At 73.0% G+C, this 17,328-nt stretch carries 14 protein-coding genes and 1 tRNA gene; 9 read left to right on the top strand and 6 right to left on the bottom strand.

What is annotated here, in order from left to right; translation table 11 throughout:
• Positions 1-204: 204 nt before the first annotated feature.
• The 4 genes from CKY47_RS02035 to CKY47_RS02020 all read right to left on the bottom strand — a co-directional run bounded on the left by CKY47_RS02035 (position 205) and on the right by CKY47_RS02020 (position 3,418).
• Positions 205-1,071, bottom strand: a complete 867-nt coding sequence (locus CKY47_RS02035) for a GGDEF domain-containing protein (RefSeq protein WP_306743853.1) — start codon at positions 1,069-1,071, stop codon at positions 205-207.
• A gap of 197 nt (positions 1,072-1,268) precedes the next feature.
• The gene (locus tag CKY47_RS02030) at positions 1,269-1,727 is read right to left on the bottom strand and encodes a hypothetical protein (protein WP_306743852.1); all 459 of its coding nucleotides are present in this window, start codon (positions 1,725-1,727) and stop codon (positions 1,269-1,271) included.
• The gene (gene dusB / locus CKY47_RS02025) at positions 1,720-2,865 is read right to left on the bottom strand and encodes a tRNA dihydrouridine synthase DusB (RefSeq protein WP_371320597.1); all 1,146 of its coding nucleotides are present in this window, start codon (positions 2,863-2,865) and stop codon (positions 1,720-1,722) included. Before dusB ends, CKY47_RS02030 begins: the two co-directional genes overlap by 8 nt.
• A gap of 55 nt (positions 2,866-2,920) precedes the next feature.
• Positions 2,921-3,418 (bottom strand): GNAT family N-acetyltransferase, encoded by a 498-nt coding sequence (locus CKY47_RS02020; RefSeq protein WP_306743850.1) that lies wholly within the window; start codon positions 3,416-3,418, stop codon positions 2,921-2,923.
• A gap of 106 nt (positions 3,419-3,524) precedes the next feature.
• Here CKY47_RS02020 and CKY47_RS02015 point away from each other — a divergent pair.
• The 3 genes from CKY47_RS02015 to CKY47_RS02005 all read left to right on the top strand — a co-directional run bounded on the left by CKY47_RS02015 (position 3,525) and on the right by CKY47_RS02005 (position 5,023).
• Positions 3,525-3,600 (top strand) — tRNA-Lys (locus tag CKY47_RS02015).
• A gap of 114 nt (positions 3,601-3,714) precedes the next feature.
• Positions 3,715-4,083: a CPCC family cysteine-rich protein gene (locus CKY47_RS02010; protein WP_306743849.1), complete on the top strand. Its 369-nt coding sequence runs from the start codon at positions 3,715-3,717 to the stop codon at positions 4,081-4,083.
• An 85-nt stretch (positions 4,084-4,168) separates the two neighbouring features.
• Positions 4,169-5,023 (top strand): exodeoxyribonuclease III, encoded by an 855-nt coding sequence (locus CKY47_RS02005; RefSeq protein WP_442638260.1) that lies wholly within the window; start codon positions 4,169-4,171, stop codon positions 5,021-5,023.
• Here CKY47_RS02005 and CKY47_RS02000 read toward each other — a convergent pair.
• Positions 5,020-6,096 carry an FAD-dependent monooxygenase gene (locus tag CKY47_RS02000; RefSeq protein ID WP_306743847.1) on the bottom strand — a complete coding sequence of 359 codons (1,077 nt, stop codon included), beginning with the start codon at positions 6,094-6,096 and terminating at the stop codon, positions 5,020-5,022. The genes CKY47_RS02005 and CKY47_RS02000 overlap by 4 nt on opposite strands.
• Positions 6,097-6,332: 236 nt before the next feature.
• On the opposite strand from CKY47_RS02000, the gene CKY47_RS01995 reads away from it, so the two are divergent.
• The 4 genes from CKY47_RS01995 to CKY47_RS01980 all read left to right on the top strand — a co-directional run bounded on the left by CKY47_RS01995 (position 6,333) and on the right by CKY47_RS01980 (position 15,087).
• Positions 6,333-7,553, top strand: coding sequence for a hypothetical protein (locus CKY47_RS01995; protein WP_306743846.1), 1,221 nt, complete (start codon positions 6,333-6,335; stop codon positions 7,551-7,553).
• 79 nt (positions 7,554-7,632) lie between these two features.
• Complete coding sequence (locus tag CKY47_RS01990; protein ID WP_306743845.1) at positions 7,633-8,193, top strand: hypothetical protein; 561 nt, start codon at positions 7,633-7,635, stop codon at positions 8,191-8,193.
• Positions 8,194-8,215: 22 nt separating this feature from the next.
• Complete coding sequence (locus tag CKY47_RS01985) at positions 8,216-10,213, top strand: flotillin family protein (protein WP_306743844.1); 1,998 nt, start codon at positions 8,216-8,218, stop codon at positions 10,211-10,213.
• Positions 10,210-15,087 carry a DNA repair ATPase gene (locus CKY47_RS01980; RefSeq protein WP_306743843.1) on the top strand — a complete coding sequence of 1,626 codons (4,878 nt, stop codon included), beginning with the start codon at positions 10,210-10,212 and terminating at the stop codon, positions 15,085-15,087. The genes CKY47_RS01985 and CKY47_RS01980 overlap by 4 nt, the downstream gene beginning before the upstream one ends.
• A gap of 40 nt (positions 15,088-15,127) precedes the next feature.
• On the opposite strand, the gene CKY47_RS01975 is transcribed toward CKY47_RS01980, so the two are convergent.
• Positions 15,128-15,679 carry a hypothetical protein gene (locus CKY47_RS01975; RefSeq protein WP_306743842.1) on the bottom strand — a complete coding sequence of 184 codons (552 nt, stop codon included), beginning with the start codon at positions 15,677-15,679 and terminating at the stop codon, positions 15,128-15,130.
• Positions 15,680-15,988: 309 nt separating this feature from the next.
• Between CKY47_RS01975 and CKY47_RS01970 the strand changes: the two genes are divergently transcribed.
• Together CKY47_RS01970 and CKY47_RS01965 are read left to right on the top strand one after the other, a co-directional pair.
• The gene (locus CKY47_RS01970; RefSeq protein WP_306743841.1) at positions 15,989-16,816 is read left to right on the top strand and encodes a glutamate ABC transporter substrate-binding protein; all 828 of its coding nucleotides are present in this window, start codon (positions 15,989-15,991) and stop codon (positions 16,814-16,816) included.
• A gap of 235 nt (positions 16,817-17,051) precedes the next feature.
• Positions 17,052-17,255, top strand: a complete 204-nt coding sequence (locus CKY47_RS01965) for a cold-shock protein (RefSeq protein WP_015105489.1) — start codon at positions 17,052-17,054, stop codon at positions 17,253-17,255.
• Positions 17,256-17,328 lie beyond the last annotated feature (73 nt).

The raw sequence follows: 17,328 nt of genomic DNA, 5'->3' as shown, positions 1-17,328 counted from the left end.
TCCCTTCAGCTTCGGTCACTAGTGGGTCGTCATCACGAGTTGACGACAGCAAGGACACAGTGGTTGCACCAACGGCGTGTCACTTGCCTTGGCGATACTACGGATGACCGCCAGTCCTGACGACCACTCCCGGTGATACAGGGGTCCGTAGTACTCGGTTACGCGCAGCAGGCTACGCCCGAAAGGGTGAGTAACCAGTAGGTATCAGTAACCGGCTACCCGCGATTCGGCTATCCCACGTCGCCCGGAAGCGGCACCCGCGAGGCGCACACGGCCGTTCTCGCGGTAGGCCACGGCGTTCCGTCCTGACTGCTTGGCCGTGTAGAGCAGGCTGTCGGCGCGGAGCAGTTGCTGCTCGGGGGAGACCGGCGGGCGCGTCGACGTGTCCGCGGCCGGCGGCTCGTAGGCCAGCCCGACGCTCACCGTCACCCGCAGCCCGACCGCGAGTGAGGACCAGGAGTGACGCTCGACACGAAGTCGCGCGGCTTCGGCCACCGCGACGGCCGTCGCGGCCTCGACGTCCGGCAGCACGAGCACGAACTCCTCGCCGCCGTACCGCGCGCAGAACGCACCCTCCGGCAGCTCCTCCTGGAGCAGTTCGACGACCTGTTGCAGCACCCGGTCGCCCAGGACGTGCCCGAACGTGTCGTTGACCTGCTTGAACCAGTCGAGGTCGATCAGCGCGATGGCCAGGCTGGACGCGGCGGTGCCGCGCGCGGCGACCATGTCGACCAGGCGCTCGTCCAGGTAGCGCCGGTTGTAGCTGTCGGTGAGGCTGTCGCGGAGGCTCTGCTCGCGCGCCTCGGCGTGCTCGCGCCGCAGCCGGTCGACCTCGCGGCGCAGCTGCTCGGGCACCTGGGGCTCCTCGTCCTGGTCGGCGTAGACCAGGTCGAACGCCGAGCGCAGGTGCTGGTACGCCTGCCGCCACTGGCCCCGGGAGGCGAGCAGGGTGGCGATCGACTCGTGCAGCTGCACCAGGCCGCTGCCCTCGCCCTGGGACGACGCGGGCACGCCCACCGCCGGCTGGCTGTCGCTGTCGAACTCGGCGACTTCGGGTCGCAGTGCGGTCATCGCGCTCACCTCCCTACTTGCCAGGTGTCGTCTGATACGACGCGACGCTTGAGCCGGCAGGACGCGTCTACTAGTGATTTCCCTCTACTGGTTGACCGTGCACTGCTCCGAACCGGTGACGTTCGGTGATCAACTGGGGTAGGCGTGTGCCGAGCGTGTTCGACCGCCGCGCGACGGCCGGTCGGCGCGGGAGACGGTCAGGGGGCGCAGGGGGCGAAGCCGTAGGCCTTGCCGTTGAGCAGCACCACGTGCTGGGAGCCGATCTGGCTGCCGACCTCGCTGCCGTCCTGCACGACCGTCAGCGTCACGGCCACGACCAGCACCACGCCGCGCGGGTGCTCGTCCGCGCCGGGCGGCGTCCACTCCGGGTCGAGGCGCAGCGTGGACATCGCAGGCTGCACCTTGATCGTGCCCGAGGGCAGCCGGCAGCCGTCGTCGCGGAAGTCCGGGTGCTGGGTGTCGGTGAGCAGGTCGCGCTGCTCGGTCGTGCCCTGCGTGCCGGCCTCGTTGAGGTCTTCGAAGTAGCCCTCGACCAGTTCGCGCTCCACGTCGCCGACCTGGAGCGGGCGCGGCGTGCCGGCCACGGTGCCACCGCACGCCACCAGCAGCAGGGCGCACACCGCGGCCATCGCGCCGCGCAACCGCACGTCAGCCACCCGAGTGCATGTCTTCGGCATCGGGGACCATCGCGTCCTCGGGGTCGGCCAGCCACCCCTCGGGCAGCACCACGCGGGCGGGTGAGCCCTGGCGACCGCGCGGCTCGTCCGCGCTGTCCGGGAACGGCAGGTCCGGGTCGAGCCGGCCGACCAGGTCCTCCAGCTCGGCGAGCGTGGACACCATGGCGAGGCTCCGCCGCAGCTCCGCGCCCACCGGGAAGCCCTTCAGGTACCAGGCCATGTGCTTGCGCAGGTCGCGGATGCCCTTGTCCTCGCCGAGGAAGTCGGCGAGCAGCGCGCCGTGCCGCAGCAGCACCCCCGCCACCTGGCCCAGGCGCGGACCGGCGGGGATGGGCTCACCCCGGAACGCCGCCTGGAGCTCGCCGAACAGCCAGGGCCGCCCCAGGCAGCCGCGCCCGACGACCACGCCGTCGCAGCCCGTCTCGGCGACCATGCGCAGGGCGTCCTGCGCGCTGAAGACATCCCCGTTGCCCAGCACGGGGACGTCGGTCACGGCCTCCTTGAGCCGGGCGATGGCCGACCAGTCGGCCCGCCCGGAGTACCGCTGCGCGGCGGTCCGCGCGTGCAGGGCGACCGCCTGCGCCCCCTCGTCCGCGGCGATGCGCCCGGCGTCCAGGTAGGTCAGGTGGTCGTCGTCGATGCCGATGCGGAACTTCACCGTCACCGGCACCCCGGCGGGCTCGGCGGCCTTCACGGCGGCGCGCACGATCCGCCGGAACAGTTGCCGCTTGTACGGCAGCGCCGCCCCGCCGCCCTTGCGCGTCACCTTGGGCACCGGGCAGCCGAAGTTCATGTCGATGTGGTCGGCCCGGTCCTCGCCCACGATGATCCGCGCGGCCTCCGCCATGGACGTCGGGTCGACGCCGTAGAGCTGCATCGAACGAGGCCGTTCACCCTCACCGAAGGTGATCATCTGCATGGTCTTGGAGTCGCGCTCGACGACCGCGCGGGCAGTGATCATCTCGCACACGTAGAGCGAGCTGGAACTGCCGAACTCGCGGCAGAGCTGCCGGAAGGCGACGTTCGTGATGCCCGCCATCGGCGCGAGCACGACGGCGGGATCGACCAGGTACTGGCCGATCTTCAAGGGCTTGGTGGCGTGCAGCGCGGTCGACATCGTCCCCATTGTCACCCAGCGGCGTGAGTGGTGGTCACCACACGCCGCCACCCGTTCACCCGGCCGAGGGTGCCGAGTCCGGTTCGAGCGCCCAGTCGTTGCACCGGATCGGCGTGCCCGGCGGGTACTCGAGGTCCACTTCCCCCACCAGCGCGAACCCTGCCCGCCGGCACACCCCGTTGGACGCCGCGTGGTCGACCTTCGGGAACGCCCGCACCGACCGGCCGCCGTCCACCGCCCAGGCGGCCACCGCGACCTGCCGCGCCGCAGCCGACGCCACCCCGCGCCCCTGGAACCCGGGGAGCACGCTCCACCCCACCTCCCACACCACCGAGCCGCCGAAGGTCCGCTCCCAGAACCCCACGCTGCCCGCCGGCACCCCGTCCACCTCGACCCGGAACATCCGCCCCGCGCCCGGCAACAGGTACCGCCGGTGCCGGTCGAGCAGCCGGTCCCGGGGTTCCGGCCCGCCCAGGTGCGCGGTCATCGCGGGCGAGTTCAGCCGTTCGAGCAGCGCGAAGTCGGCCTCGGCCCACGGTTCCAGGGTGATCACGGGTCCACGGTGCCGGCGGGGTCCGACAGTGCCGTGATCACGCTCCCGCCGCGACACCCGCAACCACCGTCGAACCGACCCCCGCCCGTCCACTACCCTCGACCGCGGGCCGCTAGCTCAACTGGCAGAGCAGCGGACTTTTAATCCGTTGGTTCAGGGTTCGAGCCCCTGGCGGCCCACCAAACCCCCAGGTCGACGGCCTGGGGGTTTCGCGTCTCACGATCGCCGCCACCCCTTCGCCACGCCTGACTTCGCGGACTTCCAGCCGGTGGCAGCCCTGGTGAGGTGCTTCCGCCGTGAACGGCCGGACGCACGACCCGTGCCGCTCGTTCGGCCACCTCCGCCCGGTCGCGGGTGTGACCATGTGCGGCATGTCCCACGAGGCGTTCCCCGACGTCGTCCGCGACGCCGAGTCCGGTCCGCACGCCTGCCCGTGCTGCGGCTTCCTCACCCTCGCCGAGCGGGGCGGCTACGAGATCTGCGACGTGTGCTTCTGGGAGGACGACGGCCAGGACGAGCACGACGCCGAGCAGGTGCGCGGCGGCCCGAACCGAGGGCTCAGCCTCGCCGAGGCCCGCCTGAACTACGCCCGCACCGGTGCCGCCGACCCGCGGGACCTCAAGCACGTCCGACCGCCGAACCCCGTCGAGTACCCGTCCCCCTGACCGCCGGTTCACGGAACGGCCAGAGCCCGCCCGCCACCGGGGCGCTGACGGGCGGGCGGACCGGGGGCCCGTTAGCTTGGGACGGGTGCGTCTGGCTACCTGGAACGTGAACTCGGTCAAGCAGCGGGTGCCCCGGTTGTTGCCCTGGCTCGATGAGCGGCGACCCGATGTCGTGTGCCTTCAGGAGACGAAGCTCGCCGACGAGGCGTTCCTCGCCCTGCTCGGGGCCGAACTCGCCGAGCGCGGGTACGAGGTGGCCGTGCACGGGCAGGTGCAGTGGAACGGGGTGGCGATCCTCTCGCGGGTCGGGGTGGAGGACGTCACGGCGGGGCTGCCCGGCGGGCCGGGGTTCCCCGAGCAGGAGGCCCGGGCGGTGTCGGCCACGTGCGGCGGGCTGCGGGTGCACTCCGTCTACGTGCCGAACGGGCGGGAGGTCGGCTCGGACCACTACCGGTACAAGCTGGAGTGGTTGGCCGCGCTGCGGGACGTGGTGGCGGACGGGCCCGAGGACGTGGTGGTGTGCGGGGACGTCAACATCGCGCCCGCCGACGCCGACCTGTTCGACCCGGCTGTGTTCGTCGGGCACACGCACGTGACGGACGAGGAGAGGGCCGCGTTGGGGGCGCTGCACGACCTCGGGTTGCGGGACGTGGTGCGCGACCGGTGGCCCGACGAGCGGATCTACACGTACTGGGACTACCGGGCCGGGATGTTCCACCGGGACCTCGGGATGCGGATCGACCTGGTGCTGGCCTCCGGGAACGTCGCCGGGCGGGTCGAGGCCGCCTGGGTGGACCGGAAGGCGCGCAAGGGGACGAGCCCCAGTGATCACGCCCCGGTGGTCGTGGACCTGGACGAGGCGCCTGACGGGAACGCGGGCCCCGTGGTGCCGCCGCCGTCCGCGCCCCGGACCCGGAAGGCCGTGCGACCCCCGCGTTAGCCGGCCAGTTCGTCCGGTTCCAGGTCGTGGCTCCACGGGCGCTCGGGGTGTGGGCGGAGGGCGAGGGCCACGCGGAGGGCGGTGTCGCGGAGCGCGGTGGCACGTCCCGTCGTCGCGAGGGCGTTGAGGCGTCGTGACAGGAACGCGAGGCGCTGGGTGCGGCGGCGGCGTGCCCGGTCGTAGGCGCGCAGGGCCGCCCCGGTGTCCGGGGCGGTGAGGCACGTCGCCAGCACGACGCCGTCGACGATCGCCTCGCACGCGCCCCGGCCCAGGTCGGGGGTCGCGGCGTGGGCGGCGTCGCCGAGCAGTGCCACGCGCCCCCGCACGTAGGTGGGCAGCGGGGGCAGGTGCAGCGGGTCGTGCCGTGACAGGTCGGTGGACTCGGCCAGGAGCCGCGGGATCGGGTCGTGCCAGTCGGCGAACGGGCGGGCCGGGTCGTCGGTCGTGCGGGGGGCGGCCGGGGTGTGCTCGTCGGCGCTCGGGTCGTGCCGGTCTGCGACCAGGGCGTGCCAGTCGGTGCGGCCGTCGGCTCGCGGGGTGAGGCGCACCTTGGCTCCCCTGCCCCACGTCTCGCCCCCGACCGGGACCGGCACGGCGGAGGTGCCCCACCACGCGACCGCGCCCACCCGGCGCACGCCGGTGCCGAACAGGGCCCCGCGCACGCCGCTGTGGACGCCGTCCGCGCCGATCACCACGTCGAAGTCCCCGGCGGTGGAGAGGTCCGCGGGCGAGGAGAAGCGGATCGTGCCGGGCGGCAGGGCGGACGCCAGCACGCGCAGCAGTTCGGGCCGCGTGGCCAGGTACGCGCCGGCCGCGCCCAGGACGCCCAGCGCCGTGCCGTCGGGGCGGCGCACCGGCACGTCGGGGTGGCGGAGTGCGGTGCGGCGGGTCTTGTCGCCGACGCCCAGGGAGTCCAGGGCGCGCAGCGCTTCAGGGGGGAGGCACAGGCCCGTGCCGGTGGACGGGGGGTCGGACCCGCGCTCGCGCACGTCCACCCGCCAGCCGGTGCGGTGCAGGCCGACGGCCGCCGTCAGGCCGCCGATGCCGCCGCCGATCACCAGTGCGCTGCGCACGACCGCAACGTACTACGGAGGTGGCTCGCGGGGTGATGCCGAAGCGTTCGCCGCGGCCGTCGACGGGCCGGTGGCCCGGCTCGCCGTCGTCGACGGGCTGCCGACCACCGGCCGGCGGGGCCCGCGCCCGGACCCCGGGCCCGCGGAGCGGTCCGGGCGGTGCTTCGGGGGCTCCTCGCGGGCGGGCCGCGCGGTGGACATCATGTGGCCGACCGCGGACCAGAGGAGCAGCAGCCGTGACCGATCGCGTGACCGAGGCCTATTTGGCCGACGAGAGCCTGCACGGGGTGATGGGGCAGTTGGACCTGCCGCCGCACTTCGCCGCCAACTACGGGCACCGCCTCGTCGGCAGGCCGTTCTTCCTGGAGGAGGCCGTCGCGCACGAGATCGCGGCCGACCTGCTCGACTTCTTCCAACTGCTCTTCACGCTCCCCGGGCGGTTCTTCGGCGGCAGCACCGCCCGCTTCGCCGAGGCCCTGGGCCTCCCGCCCGCCGAGGCCGCGCTGATGAGCGCCGAGCGCCCGCCGATGCACGGCCGCGCGGACATCTACCGGGTCGGCGACCGGTTCCGGCTGCTGGAGGTCAACGCGGGCGCGCAGCTCGGCGGCCCCGACCTCGGCGAGCTGTCGCGCGCCATCCACGAGGCGCCGGTCCTCGCGCCGTTCGTCGCCGAGCACGGCCTCACCTACGTCAACCCGATCGGGCACCTGCTGGACGCGGTGGGCCGGGACGGCACCATCGCGTTCGTCGAGGAGGGCGGCATGCTCGCCCGGTTCGCCAAGGGGTTCGCGAGCATCCGGGAGGCGTGCCGGCGCGAGGGCGTGGACGTGCTGCTGGGGGAGCTGCACGAGCTGACCGAGCGCAACGGCCACCTCCACCTGCGCGGCACGAAGCTCGACGTGGTGGTGCGGTACTTCTCCGTCACGCAGGCCGTCGGCAAGTCCGACGTGCTGGTGAAGGGGCACCGGACGCGCCTCTGCACGCCGTTCTCCAGCCACCTGTACGGCAACAAGTCGACCCTCGCCCTGCTGTCCGAGCGCCGTGACGAGCTGGAGGACGACGAGAAGGCGTTGGTGGACAAGCTGCTGCCGTGGACCCGGTACCTGCGGGACGTGCCGCGCGACGAGGTGCGGGCCCGGCGCGAGGACCTGATCGTCAAGGCGGCGGGCGAGTTCGCGGGCACCGGCATCCACCCCGGCTGGCTCGTGGGCGACCGGGAGTGGGCGGAACTCCTCGACGCCGTCGAGGAGGAGCCGTACGTGGTGCAGGAGCGGATCAGGCCCGACCCGGACGTGGTGCCCGGCGACCCCCGGCCGTGGTTGACGACGTGGGGCTGGTTCCTCACCGACGCCGGGTTCGCGGGCATGAGCATCCGGTCGATGCCGTTCGAGGACGGCGCGGTGGTCAGCTACGCGGGCAACCCGCTGACGAAGGTGTCAGGCCTGCTCGTCCACTGACCGCGCCCGCCCGACCGCGTTCCGTGAAACGCCCCCCGACCGGCGGGAAGACCTCTAAAATCCGGACAAAGGGGGGTGCATGGGGGAATTCTTCGCGGCTGCGCTGACCTTCCCGGCCGTCGTGCCGAGCGTCCTGCTGGCGGTCGTCGTGGCCTACTGGCTGCTGGTCGCGTTCGGCGCGGCGGACGCGGACTGGGTGGAGCTGGACATCGGCGGCGTGCCCGCCACCGTCGGCCTGTCGCTGCTGGTCGCGTTCTCCTGGTTCGGCTCCCTCGCGGGCACCGTGCTGCTCGCCCCGTCGACCGGCGTCGGGTTCGCCGTGCTGGGCGGGTCGCTGCTGGTGGGACTGGTGCTGACCAGGCTGCTCATGACACCGCTCAAGCGGCTCTTCCCGGACGACCCGCCCGCCTCGCGCCTGGACTTCGTCGGCCGCCCGTGCGTCATCCGCACCGGCCGCGTCACGCAGGCGTTCGGCCAGGCCGAGGTCACCGCCGCGGACGGCTCGTCGGCCGTCGTGCAGGTCCGGCAGGCGGGGAACGACACGCTGACCGCCGGCGTCACAGCGCTGATCTTCGACTACGACGTGGACGGCGAGTTCTTCTGGGTCGCGCCGATCTGGAGCGGCCACGACCCGTCGTAGCCAGAACAAGGGGGTACCACTGATGGACGTCATCACCACCGGCTTCGGCATCCTCGTCGCCGTCGTCGTGGTCGTCGTGATCGCGCTGCTGATCCTGGTCAGCCGTCTGTTCCGGAAGATCGAGCAGGGCAAGGCCCTGATCATCTCCAAGGTGCGGAAGGTGGACGTGACGTTCACCGGCGCCGTCGTGCTGCCCGTGCTGCACCGCGCGGAGGTCATGGACATCTCGGTGAAGACCATCGAGATCCGGCGGGCGGGCCAGGAGGGCCTGATCTGCCAGGACAACATCCGCGCGGACATCCGCATCACGTTCTTCGTGCGCGTCAACAAGACCGTCGAGGACGTCATCAAGGTCGCCCAGGCCATCGGCACGGCCCGCGCCAGCGACGTGGCGACGCTCCAGGAGCTGTTCAACGCCAAGTTCTCCGAGGCGCTCAAGACCGTCGGCAAGCAGCTCGACTTCGTCGACCTCTACACGAAGCGCGACGAGTTCCGCGACCGGATCATCCAGGTCATCGGCACCGACCTCAACGGCTACAGCCTGGAGGACGCGGCGATCGACTACCTGGAGCAGACGCCGATGGGGCAGCTCAACCCGACGAACATCCTGGACGCGCAGGGCATCCGCAAGATCACCGAGCTGACCGCGATCGAGCACGTCCGCACGAACGAGTACCAGCGCACCGAGGAGAAGGAGATCACGCGCCAGAACGTCGAGGCGCGCGAGACGATCCTGGAGCTGGAGCGCCGCCAGGCCGACGCGGAGATCAAGCAGAAGCGCGAGGTCGAGACGATGCGCGCCCGCGAGGAGGCGGAGATCTCCAAGGTGCAGGCCGAGGAGCGGCTGAAGGCGAACACCGCCTACATCCGCACCGAGGAGCAGTTGGGCATCCAGACGGAGAACAAGGCGCGCGAGATCGCCGTGGCGGAGAAGAACCGCGAACGCGTCATCGCGATCGAGACCGAGCGCATCGAGAAGGACCGCCTGCTGGAGGTCATCGGCCGGGAGCGGGAGACCGAGCTGTCCCGGATCGCCGCGGACAAGGAGGTCCAGGGCGAGAAGCGGGCCGTGGCCGAGGTGGTGCGGGAGCGGATCGCGGTGGAGAAGACCGTGGCCGAGCAGGAGGAGAACATCAAGCGGCTGCGCACGGTCGAGGAGGCCGAGCGGGAGCGGCAGGCGGTGGTGATCCGCGCGGAGGCCGAGGCGCAGGAGAACCTGGTCAAGGACATCAAGGCGGCCGAGGCGTCCGAGGCGGCGGCGAAGTTCAAGGCCCGCGAGGAACTGCTGCTCGCCGAGGCGCGCCAGCAGGCCGCGGAGCTGGACACCCGCGCGATGATCCGGCTCGCCGAGGGCAAGCAGGCCGAGGCGGCGGCGGCCGGTCTCGCCGACGTGCAGGTGCGCGAGCGCGACGCGGAGGCCATCGAGAAGGTGGGCCGCGCCGAGGCCGTCGTGGAGCGGGAGAAGGCCCTGGTGGTGGCGGAGGCGATCCGCGAGAAGCTCAAGGGCGAGGCCGAGGGCCTGTCGGACAAGGCGGGCGCGCTGGCCGAGATGGACCAGGCGACCCGGGAGCACGAGGAGTACCGGTTGCGGCTTGAGGCGGAGAAGGACATCCGCCTCAAGGGCATCGACGTGCAGCGCGACATCGCCCAGGCGCAGGCGGCGGTGCTGGCCGCGGGCCTGGAGAACGCCGACATCGACATCGTCGGCGGCGAGACCATGTTCTTCGACCGGGTCGTCGGCGCCATCACGGCGGGCAAGCAGGTCGACGGGTTCGTGGAGCACTCGGACGTGGCGCGCACGCTCGCCGGGCCGTGGCTGAACGGCGAGGCGAAGTTCACCGACGACATCGGCCGGCTGCTCGGGTCGTTCGGCACGGCCGACCTGAAGAACGTCACGGTGTCCGCGCTGCTGCTCAAGCTCATCAACTCGGGCGGGCCGGACGAGGGCAAGCTGCGTGAGCTGCTGGCCGCCGCGCAGCGCCTGGGCGTGGCCGAGCGGCCGGTCGCCTCGCTGTCGTGAGCACCACCTCGACGACCTCGACGACCGCGACCGCGTTGGAGGCGGGCACCTACGAGGTGCTGCGGGCCCGGCTGGCCGAGCAGGCCGCCGGGCTCGCCCGGCGGGCCGAGGCGCTCAACGCGCGACGGCTGGAGGTGTTCGGCAGCACCGAGCTGGCGCTGCTGGGCACCGAGCGCATCCGCACCGAGCACAACTGCGTGCCGCGCGACTGCGTCTCCCTCTCCACGGCCGAGGGGCCGGGGTCCCAGGTCGCCGGCCTGATGCTGTTCGGCTACAACGTGTTCCTCGGCCTCAAGCCGGAGACCGCGGTCCGCGACGTGTTCTCGCTGCACCGCTTCACGCGCGACGGCGACGCGTTCCGCTTCGAGGACGCCGGCCCGGACGAGCTGCCGGGCCTGCTGCTCGACGAGCGGTTCCGGCGCGACTTCGCCGAGCTGTACCGGTACTACCGGGAGACCCGGCTGGTGCAGCTGCGGCGCGTCGGCGGCAGGCTGCTGGCGGTGTTCCAGACCGGCGCGCGCACCGAGGACATCCGGGTGCTGCGCTGGGACGTCGGCGTGGACGGCTCGGTCGCGTACGTGGACGACCGCGGCGAGCGGGACCACGTGTTCCCGCCGTCGCACGACTTCGAGTGGACGCCGACGACGCGCGAGGACCACGTCCTCGGCCGCCACCCGCACATCTCGATCCAGGGCGAGGTGTTCGTCGAGACCCTCGGCGGCGACCTCACGATCAAGGTGGAGGACAACACCGAGACCGGCGAGGGCGTCTACCGGGAGCCGGTGGACGAGCCGTTGCAGTCGCTGGCCGACGCGGACGTGCACCACGCGCGGGTGGGGTCGCTGATCCTGCTGCGCGTGCGCCCGTACAACGAGACCGCGTGGCGGCACCTGGTGTTCAACACGCGCGCGAAGTCCGTGGTGCGGCTGGACGGCATCGGGCAGGCGTGCCACCGGCTGCCCGACGACCAGGGCCTGGTCTTCCCCGGCGGTTACTACCTGACCACGGGGGCGTCCAAGACGTTCGACACCGAGGTCGACGAGCTGGAGTTCGAGCGGGTCGTCCGCTCCCCGAACGGCGAGGACGTGCTGTACGTCTTCCACGCCCGCCGCGACGGCCGGTCGCTGCTGCTGCCCTACAACGTGATCCGCAAGGAGGTCGCGAACCCGCTGCCGTGCCACGGGTACTCGCTGTTCGACGACGGCACGCTGGTGGTGTTCCGCGCGGCGGGCGACGAACCGACCCGCGTGCACCCGATGCAGGTGTGGCAGACGCCGTTCCTGTCCGACGCCTACGCCGCCGCACAGCCGGTCGGCACGGGACCGCTGGAGCGGGTCGGCAACGCGGACCTGGTGCGCGGCATCTCCGACTGCCTCTCGGTGACCCGGGTCGTGGGCGGGATGGAGCCGTCGGTGCCGGTGTTCGAGGACCTGATCGCCTCGTGCACCAGGGTGTTCGACGCCTACCACTGGCTGGGCGAGCCGGGGCTGGGTGACCTGCGCACCCCGTTGACGCAGGTCCGGGCGACCGCCGAGCAGGTGCTGGACGAGTTCGAGGCGGTGCGGGAGCTGACCGGCCGCGCCGCGGCGGCGCTGGACGAGGCGGCGGCGGACGTCGCGTCGCTGGTGCGCCGGACGCGCGGCGAGGCGCCGACGACGGCCGACGCGTGGGTGCGGCAGCTGGCCGACCTGCGGCGGGCGCAGGGGCACCTGGTGACGTTGAAGGAGCTGCGGTACGTCGACGTGGCGCGGGTCGACGAGCTGGTCGCGGGCGTGGCCGACGAGCTGGCGGCGGCGGGCCGGCGGGCCGTCGAGCACCTGGGCCGCGACGACGCGTTCGCGGTGTACCACGAGCAGGTGGACGCGCTGGTCGCGAAGGCCGCCGACGTCCGCACGGTCGCCGAGGCGGCGCCGGTGGTGGAGGAGCTGGGCGAGCGGCAGCGCGGGCTGGAGGTGCTCACCGAGGTCGTCGGGTCGCTGGACATCGCCGACGCGACCGTGCGCACGTCGATCCTGGAACGCGTCGGCGAGGTGCTCGCCGGCCTCAACCGCGCCCGCGCCACCGCGGACGGACGCCGCCGCGCGCTGCTGGCCACCGAGGGGCGGGCCGAGTTCGCGGCCGAGTTCGCGCTGCTCGGGCAGGCCGTGACGGGCGCGCTGGCGGTCGCGGACACCCCGGAGCGGTGCGACGAGCAGCTGGGCGCGCTGCTGCTGCGGCTGGAGGCCCTGGAGTCGCGGTTCGGCGAGTTCGACGACTTCCTGTCGCGCCTGGTCGGCAAGCGCACCGACGTGTACGAGGCGTTCTCCTCGCGCAAGCAGGCGCTGCTGGACGACCGGGCCCGCCGCGCCGACCGGCTGGTGGCGTCCGCGGACCGGGTGCTGGCGAGCGTGACCAGGCGGGTCGCGTCACTGGCGTCGCTCGACGAGGTGAACACCTACTTCGCGTCCGACCCGATGGTGGCGCGGCTGCGGTCGGTGGCCGCCGAGCTGCGCGGGCTGGGCGACGGGGTGCGCGCCGAGGAGCTGGACGGCCGGGTGCTGGCGGCCCGGCAGGAGGCGGGGCGCGCGCTGCGCGACCGGCTGGACCTGTTCGACGGCGACACCGTGCGGCTGGGCAGGCACCGGTTCGCGGTGAACACCCAGCCGCTGGACCTGACCCTGGTGCCGCGCGACGGCGGGCTGTCGTTCGCGCTCACCGGCACGGACTTCCGGTCGCCGGTGCGCGACCCCGCGTTCGACGGGACCCGGCCGTTCTGGGACCAGCTGCTGGTGTCGGAGACCGACGACGTCTACCGGGCCGAGCACCTGGCGACGTCGATCCTGGCCGAGCAGCCCCTGGACGACCTGCTCGCGGCGCAGGCCGAGGGCCGGTTGCCGGACCTGGTGCGCCGGGTCGCGGAGGCGCGCCTGGACGAGGGCTACGAGCGGGGCGTGCACGACCACGACGCGGCGCTGGTGCTGGACGTCGTGCTGCGCCTGCACGCGGGCGCGGGCGTGCTGCGCTTTACGCCGTCGGCGCGGGCCGCGGCGCAGCTGTTCTGGGCGTCGCTGACCGACGACGAGCGGACGCGGTGGCAGCGCCGGGCCGGGTCGCTGGGCCGGGCGCGCGCGGTGTTCGGGCACACCCGCGCGATCGACGAGCTGTGCGCGGAGCTGGCCGCCCTGGCCGGTGACCCGCTCGCGGGCGAGTACCTGTTCGAGGAGCTGTGCGGCGGACCCGCCGGGTTCGCCACGAGCGCGGGCGCGCGCGCCCTGGTGGACGCCTTCCACCGGGCGCTGGGCGGGCGCGGCGAGTTCGAGGAGGACCTGCGGGCCGCGGCGCCGGCGGACCGCAGGCGGCTCGTGGAGGGCTGGTACGAGGCGTTCCTGGGCGGCCGGCCCGAGGGGGAGCGGCACGACGTCCACCTGCCCGAGGCGGTGGCCGTGGAGCTGTGCCGCGACCTGCCGCGCCACGACTCGTCGGCGCAGCTGTCCGCGACCGCGGACGGCCTGCTCGGCACGCACCCGCGGGTCGTCGACCGGAAGCTCGACGTGCGGCTGGACGAGCTGCTGGCGCGCACCAGGGCGTTCCGCGAGGAGAGGGTGCCCGCGTTCCGCGCCTACCAGCGGCACCGCACCGAGGTCGTGGCCCGCGAGCGGGAGCGGCTGCGGCTCGACGAGCACCGGCCGAAGGTCATGGGCGCGTTCGTCCGCAACCGCCTGCTGGACGAGGTGTACCTGCCCCTGATCGGCGACAACCTGGCCAAGCAGCTGGGTGCGGCGGGCGACGGCAAGCGGACCGACCAGATGGGCCTGCTGCTGCTCATCTCGCCGCCCGGCTACGGCAAGACGACGCTGGTGGAGTACGTGGCCGACCGGCTCGGCCTGGTGCTGGTCAAGGTCAGCGGGCCGGCGCTGGGGCACGACGTGACGTCGGTCGACCCGGCGGACGCGCCGAACGCCACCGCGCGGCAGGAGGTCGAGAAGATCTCGTTCGCGCTGGAGGCGGGCAACAACGTCCTGCTGTACCTGGACGACGTGCAGCACACCTCGCCCGAGCTGCTCCAGAAGTTCATCTCGCTGTGCGACGCGCAGCGCCGCATGGAGGGCGTGTGGGAGGGCCGCACCCGCACCTACGACCTGCGCGGCAAGCGGTTCGCGGTGTGCATGGCGGGCAACCCGTACACCGAGTCGGGGCAGCGGTTCCGCATCCCCGACATGCTCGCGAACCGCGCGGACGTGTGGAACCTCGGCGACGTGCTGTCCGGCCGCGAGGACCTGTTCGCGCTGAGCTACGTCGAGAACGCGCTCACCTCGAACCCGGTGCTGGCGCCGCTGTCGACGCGCGACCGCGGTGACGTGGAGCTGCTGGTGCGGATGGCGCGCGGCGAGGCGGTGCGCGCCGACCGGCTGGCCCACCCGTACCCGTCGGTCGAGCTGGAGCAGGTGCTGTCGGTGCTGCGCAAGCTGCTGCGGGTGCAGGAGGTCGTGCTGGCGACCAACCGCGCCTACATCGCGTCGGCCGCGCAGTCCGACGACGCGCGCACCGAGCCGCCGTTCCTGCTCCAGGGCTCCTACCGGAACATGAACAAGCTGGCGGAGAAGGTCGTGCCGGTGATGAACGACGCCGAGCTGGAGGCCGTCGTCGACGACCACTACCTGGGCGAGGCGCAGACGCTGACCTCGGGCGCGGAGGCGAACCTGCTGAAGTTCGCCGAGCTGCGGGGCGCGTTGACGCCGGAGCGGGCGCGGCGGTGGGCCGAGGTGAAGGCGGCGTACGTGCGGTCGCGGGCGCTGGGCGGCGCGGAGGACGACCCGGTGGGCCGGGCCGTGGGCGCAGTGGGTCTGCTGGCGGACCGGGTGGGCGGCGCGCTGGACCGGCTCGCCGAGCGGTGACGCCCGGAGCGGACCGCCGGTCGAACCGCCGGGCGGGTCGCTAGTCGAACCGCTCGCAGGCCACGCCGTCGCGGTCCAGGTCGAGGTGGTGGCGGTCCCGGCCGCGCACCTCGACCCGGGTCACGCCCTGGTCCTGCAACCAGCCGCAGCGGTCCCACACCCCGCGCGGGAACCACCGCGGCACGCAGACGCCGTCGGTGGTGTAGGCGGGGTCGCAGTTCTCGCCGCCCGGCGGCGGGGGCGGGGGCGGGGGCGGTGGTGGCGGCGGCGGTCCGGGGGGCGGCGGCCGGTCCGGTGGCGCCGGCGGCTGCTCGGCCGGGGTCTCCTCGACCGGCCGCGGTTCCGGCGGGGGCGGGGGCGGCTCGGGGCGCGGCGGGGGCGCTACCACCACCACGGGGGTCGTGGACCGCGCGACCTGGACGGTGGTGGTGAAGGTCGCGCTGAGCACCTCCGCGGGACCGGCCGGGCGCAGGTCGACCCGGCGCGCGTCGACGGGTCGCGGTCCGTCGACGAGCATGGCCAATGCCACCAGCCCGGCGGACGCGAGCACGAGCGCCGCGCCGGCCGGCCGGGTCCGTCTGCCACTGCTCATCCCAGCACCCGCTCCAGCGTTCCACGGTGTCACGTGGAATCGGTTGCGCGGGCCGGCGCGTTACGCCCCGCCCGTCACCGCAGGTGGTCGGCCGCTCACGTCGGGTCCGGCGCGCTCCACCAGCCGGACGACGACGCCTCCACGACCGGGTAGGCCGGCTCACAGGCCCGGTTGGGCCGAACGGCCCAGCGGAATGGGTCGGTGCGACCTTCGTCGCACCGAAGATCCCCCTGCGCTTGCTTAGCATGGGGAACGTCCGGCGCGTCGATCCGCGCCGCGTTCCCCGAGCACCCGAGAGGTACGCAACCCATGCTGTTGCGACGACTGCTGCCCGTGACCGCCGTGGTGGCAGCCCTGTTCTCCAGCGCCGCGTGCGGCGGCGCCGACGACGGCACGCTGGAGGGCAGGGCGGACGACGGCAACCTCACCATCGGCATCCGCTTCGACCAGCCCGGCCTGGCCCAGCGCAGGCTCGACGGCAAGTTCGTCGGCTTCGACGTCGACGTCGCCAAGTACGTGGCGGCGCAGCTCGGCGTCGAGGAGAAGGACATCACCTGGAAGGAGGCCCGCTCCGCCGACCGCGAGAAGCTGATCACCGAGGGGGCCGTCGACTTCGTCGTCGCCACCTACTCGATCACCGACAAGCGCAAGGAGCAGGTCGCCTTCGCGGGCCCGTACTTCCAGACCGGGCAGGGCCTGCTGGTGCGGTTCGGCGACACCGAGATCACCGACCCGGCGCACCTCGACGGGAAGCGCCTGTGCTCGGTGACCGGCTCGACGTCGGCGCAGAAGGTCAAGGACCAGTTCGCGAACGACGTGGAGCTGGTGGAGTACGGCCAGTACTCCGACTGCGTCACCGCGCTGCTGGCCGCCAAGGTCGACGCGGTCACCACCGACGAGGTGATCCTCGCCGGGTACGTGGCGGAGAACCCCGAGCTGCTCAAGCTCGTCGGCGAGCCGTTCACCACCGAGCGGTACGGCGTGGGCCTGCGCAAGGAGGACGGCAAGGGCCGGGCGGACGTCAACGCCGCGCTGGAGAAGATGGTGAGCACCGGCGAGTGGCGTGCCGCCCTGGAGCGCAACATCGGCCAGGCCGACGTCGAGCTGCCCGAACCGCCCGAGGTGACGGAGAAGTAGGCCCCTCCGGGGCGGGGCTGATCCCGGGCTGACCAAAGGCGGCCGAACGGTAGTGCTGAAGGTCACCCAACCGATACCCTCGGCAACGCAGGCCGTGGTTTCTGTGTTCGTGTCTCACGCTCGCGGAACGACACGCGGGCGTGCCGTCCCCGCTGGTGGCAGCGGGGGAAACGCCCCCGGGACGGCCGGGGTTGCACGGTGCAGCCCCAAGCTTCCCTGCGATGGAGGCAGGTACATGGCACTGGGCACTGTCAAGTGGTTCAACTCCGAGAAGGGCTTCGGCTTCATCGCCCAGGAGAACGGCGGGCCGGACGTCTTCGTGCACTACTCGGAGATCCAGGGCCAGGGGTTCCGCACCCTGGAGGAGAACCAGCGGGTCGAGTTCGAGATCGGGCAGGGCACCAAGGGTCCGCAGGCCCAGAACGTGCGCAAGGTCTGATCCCACCCGGGGCTGCTCCCCCCGAAGTCCCCACACAGCACGACGCAGGCCCCCGACCGGTTCCGGTCGGGGG

Origin of the sequence: Saccharothrix longispora (assembly GCF_030852425.1) — a bacterium.
Classification (GTDB): domain Bacteria; phylum Actinomycetota; class Actinomycetes; order Mycobacteriales; family Pseudonocardiaceae; genus Actinosynnema; species Actinosynnema longispora.
This window is presented reverse-complemented; position numbering and strand designations above follow the sequence as displayed.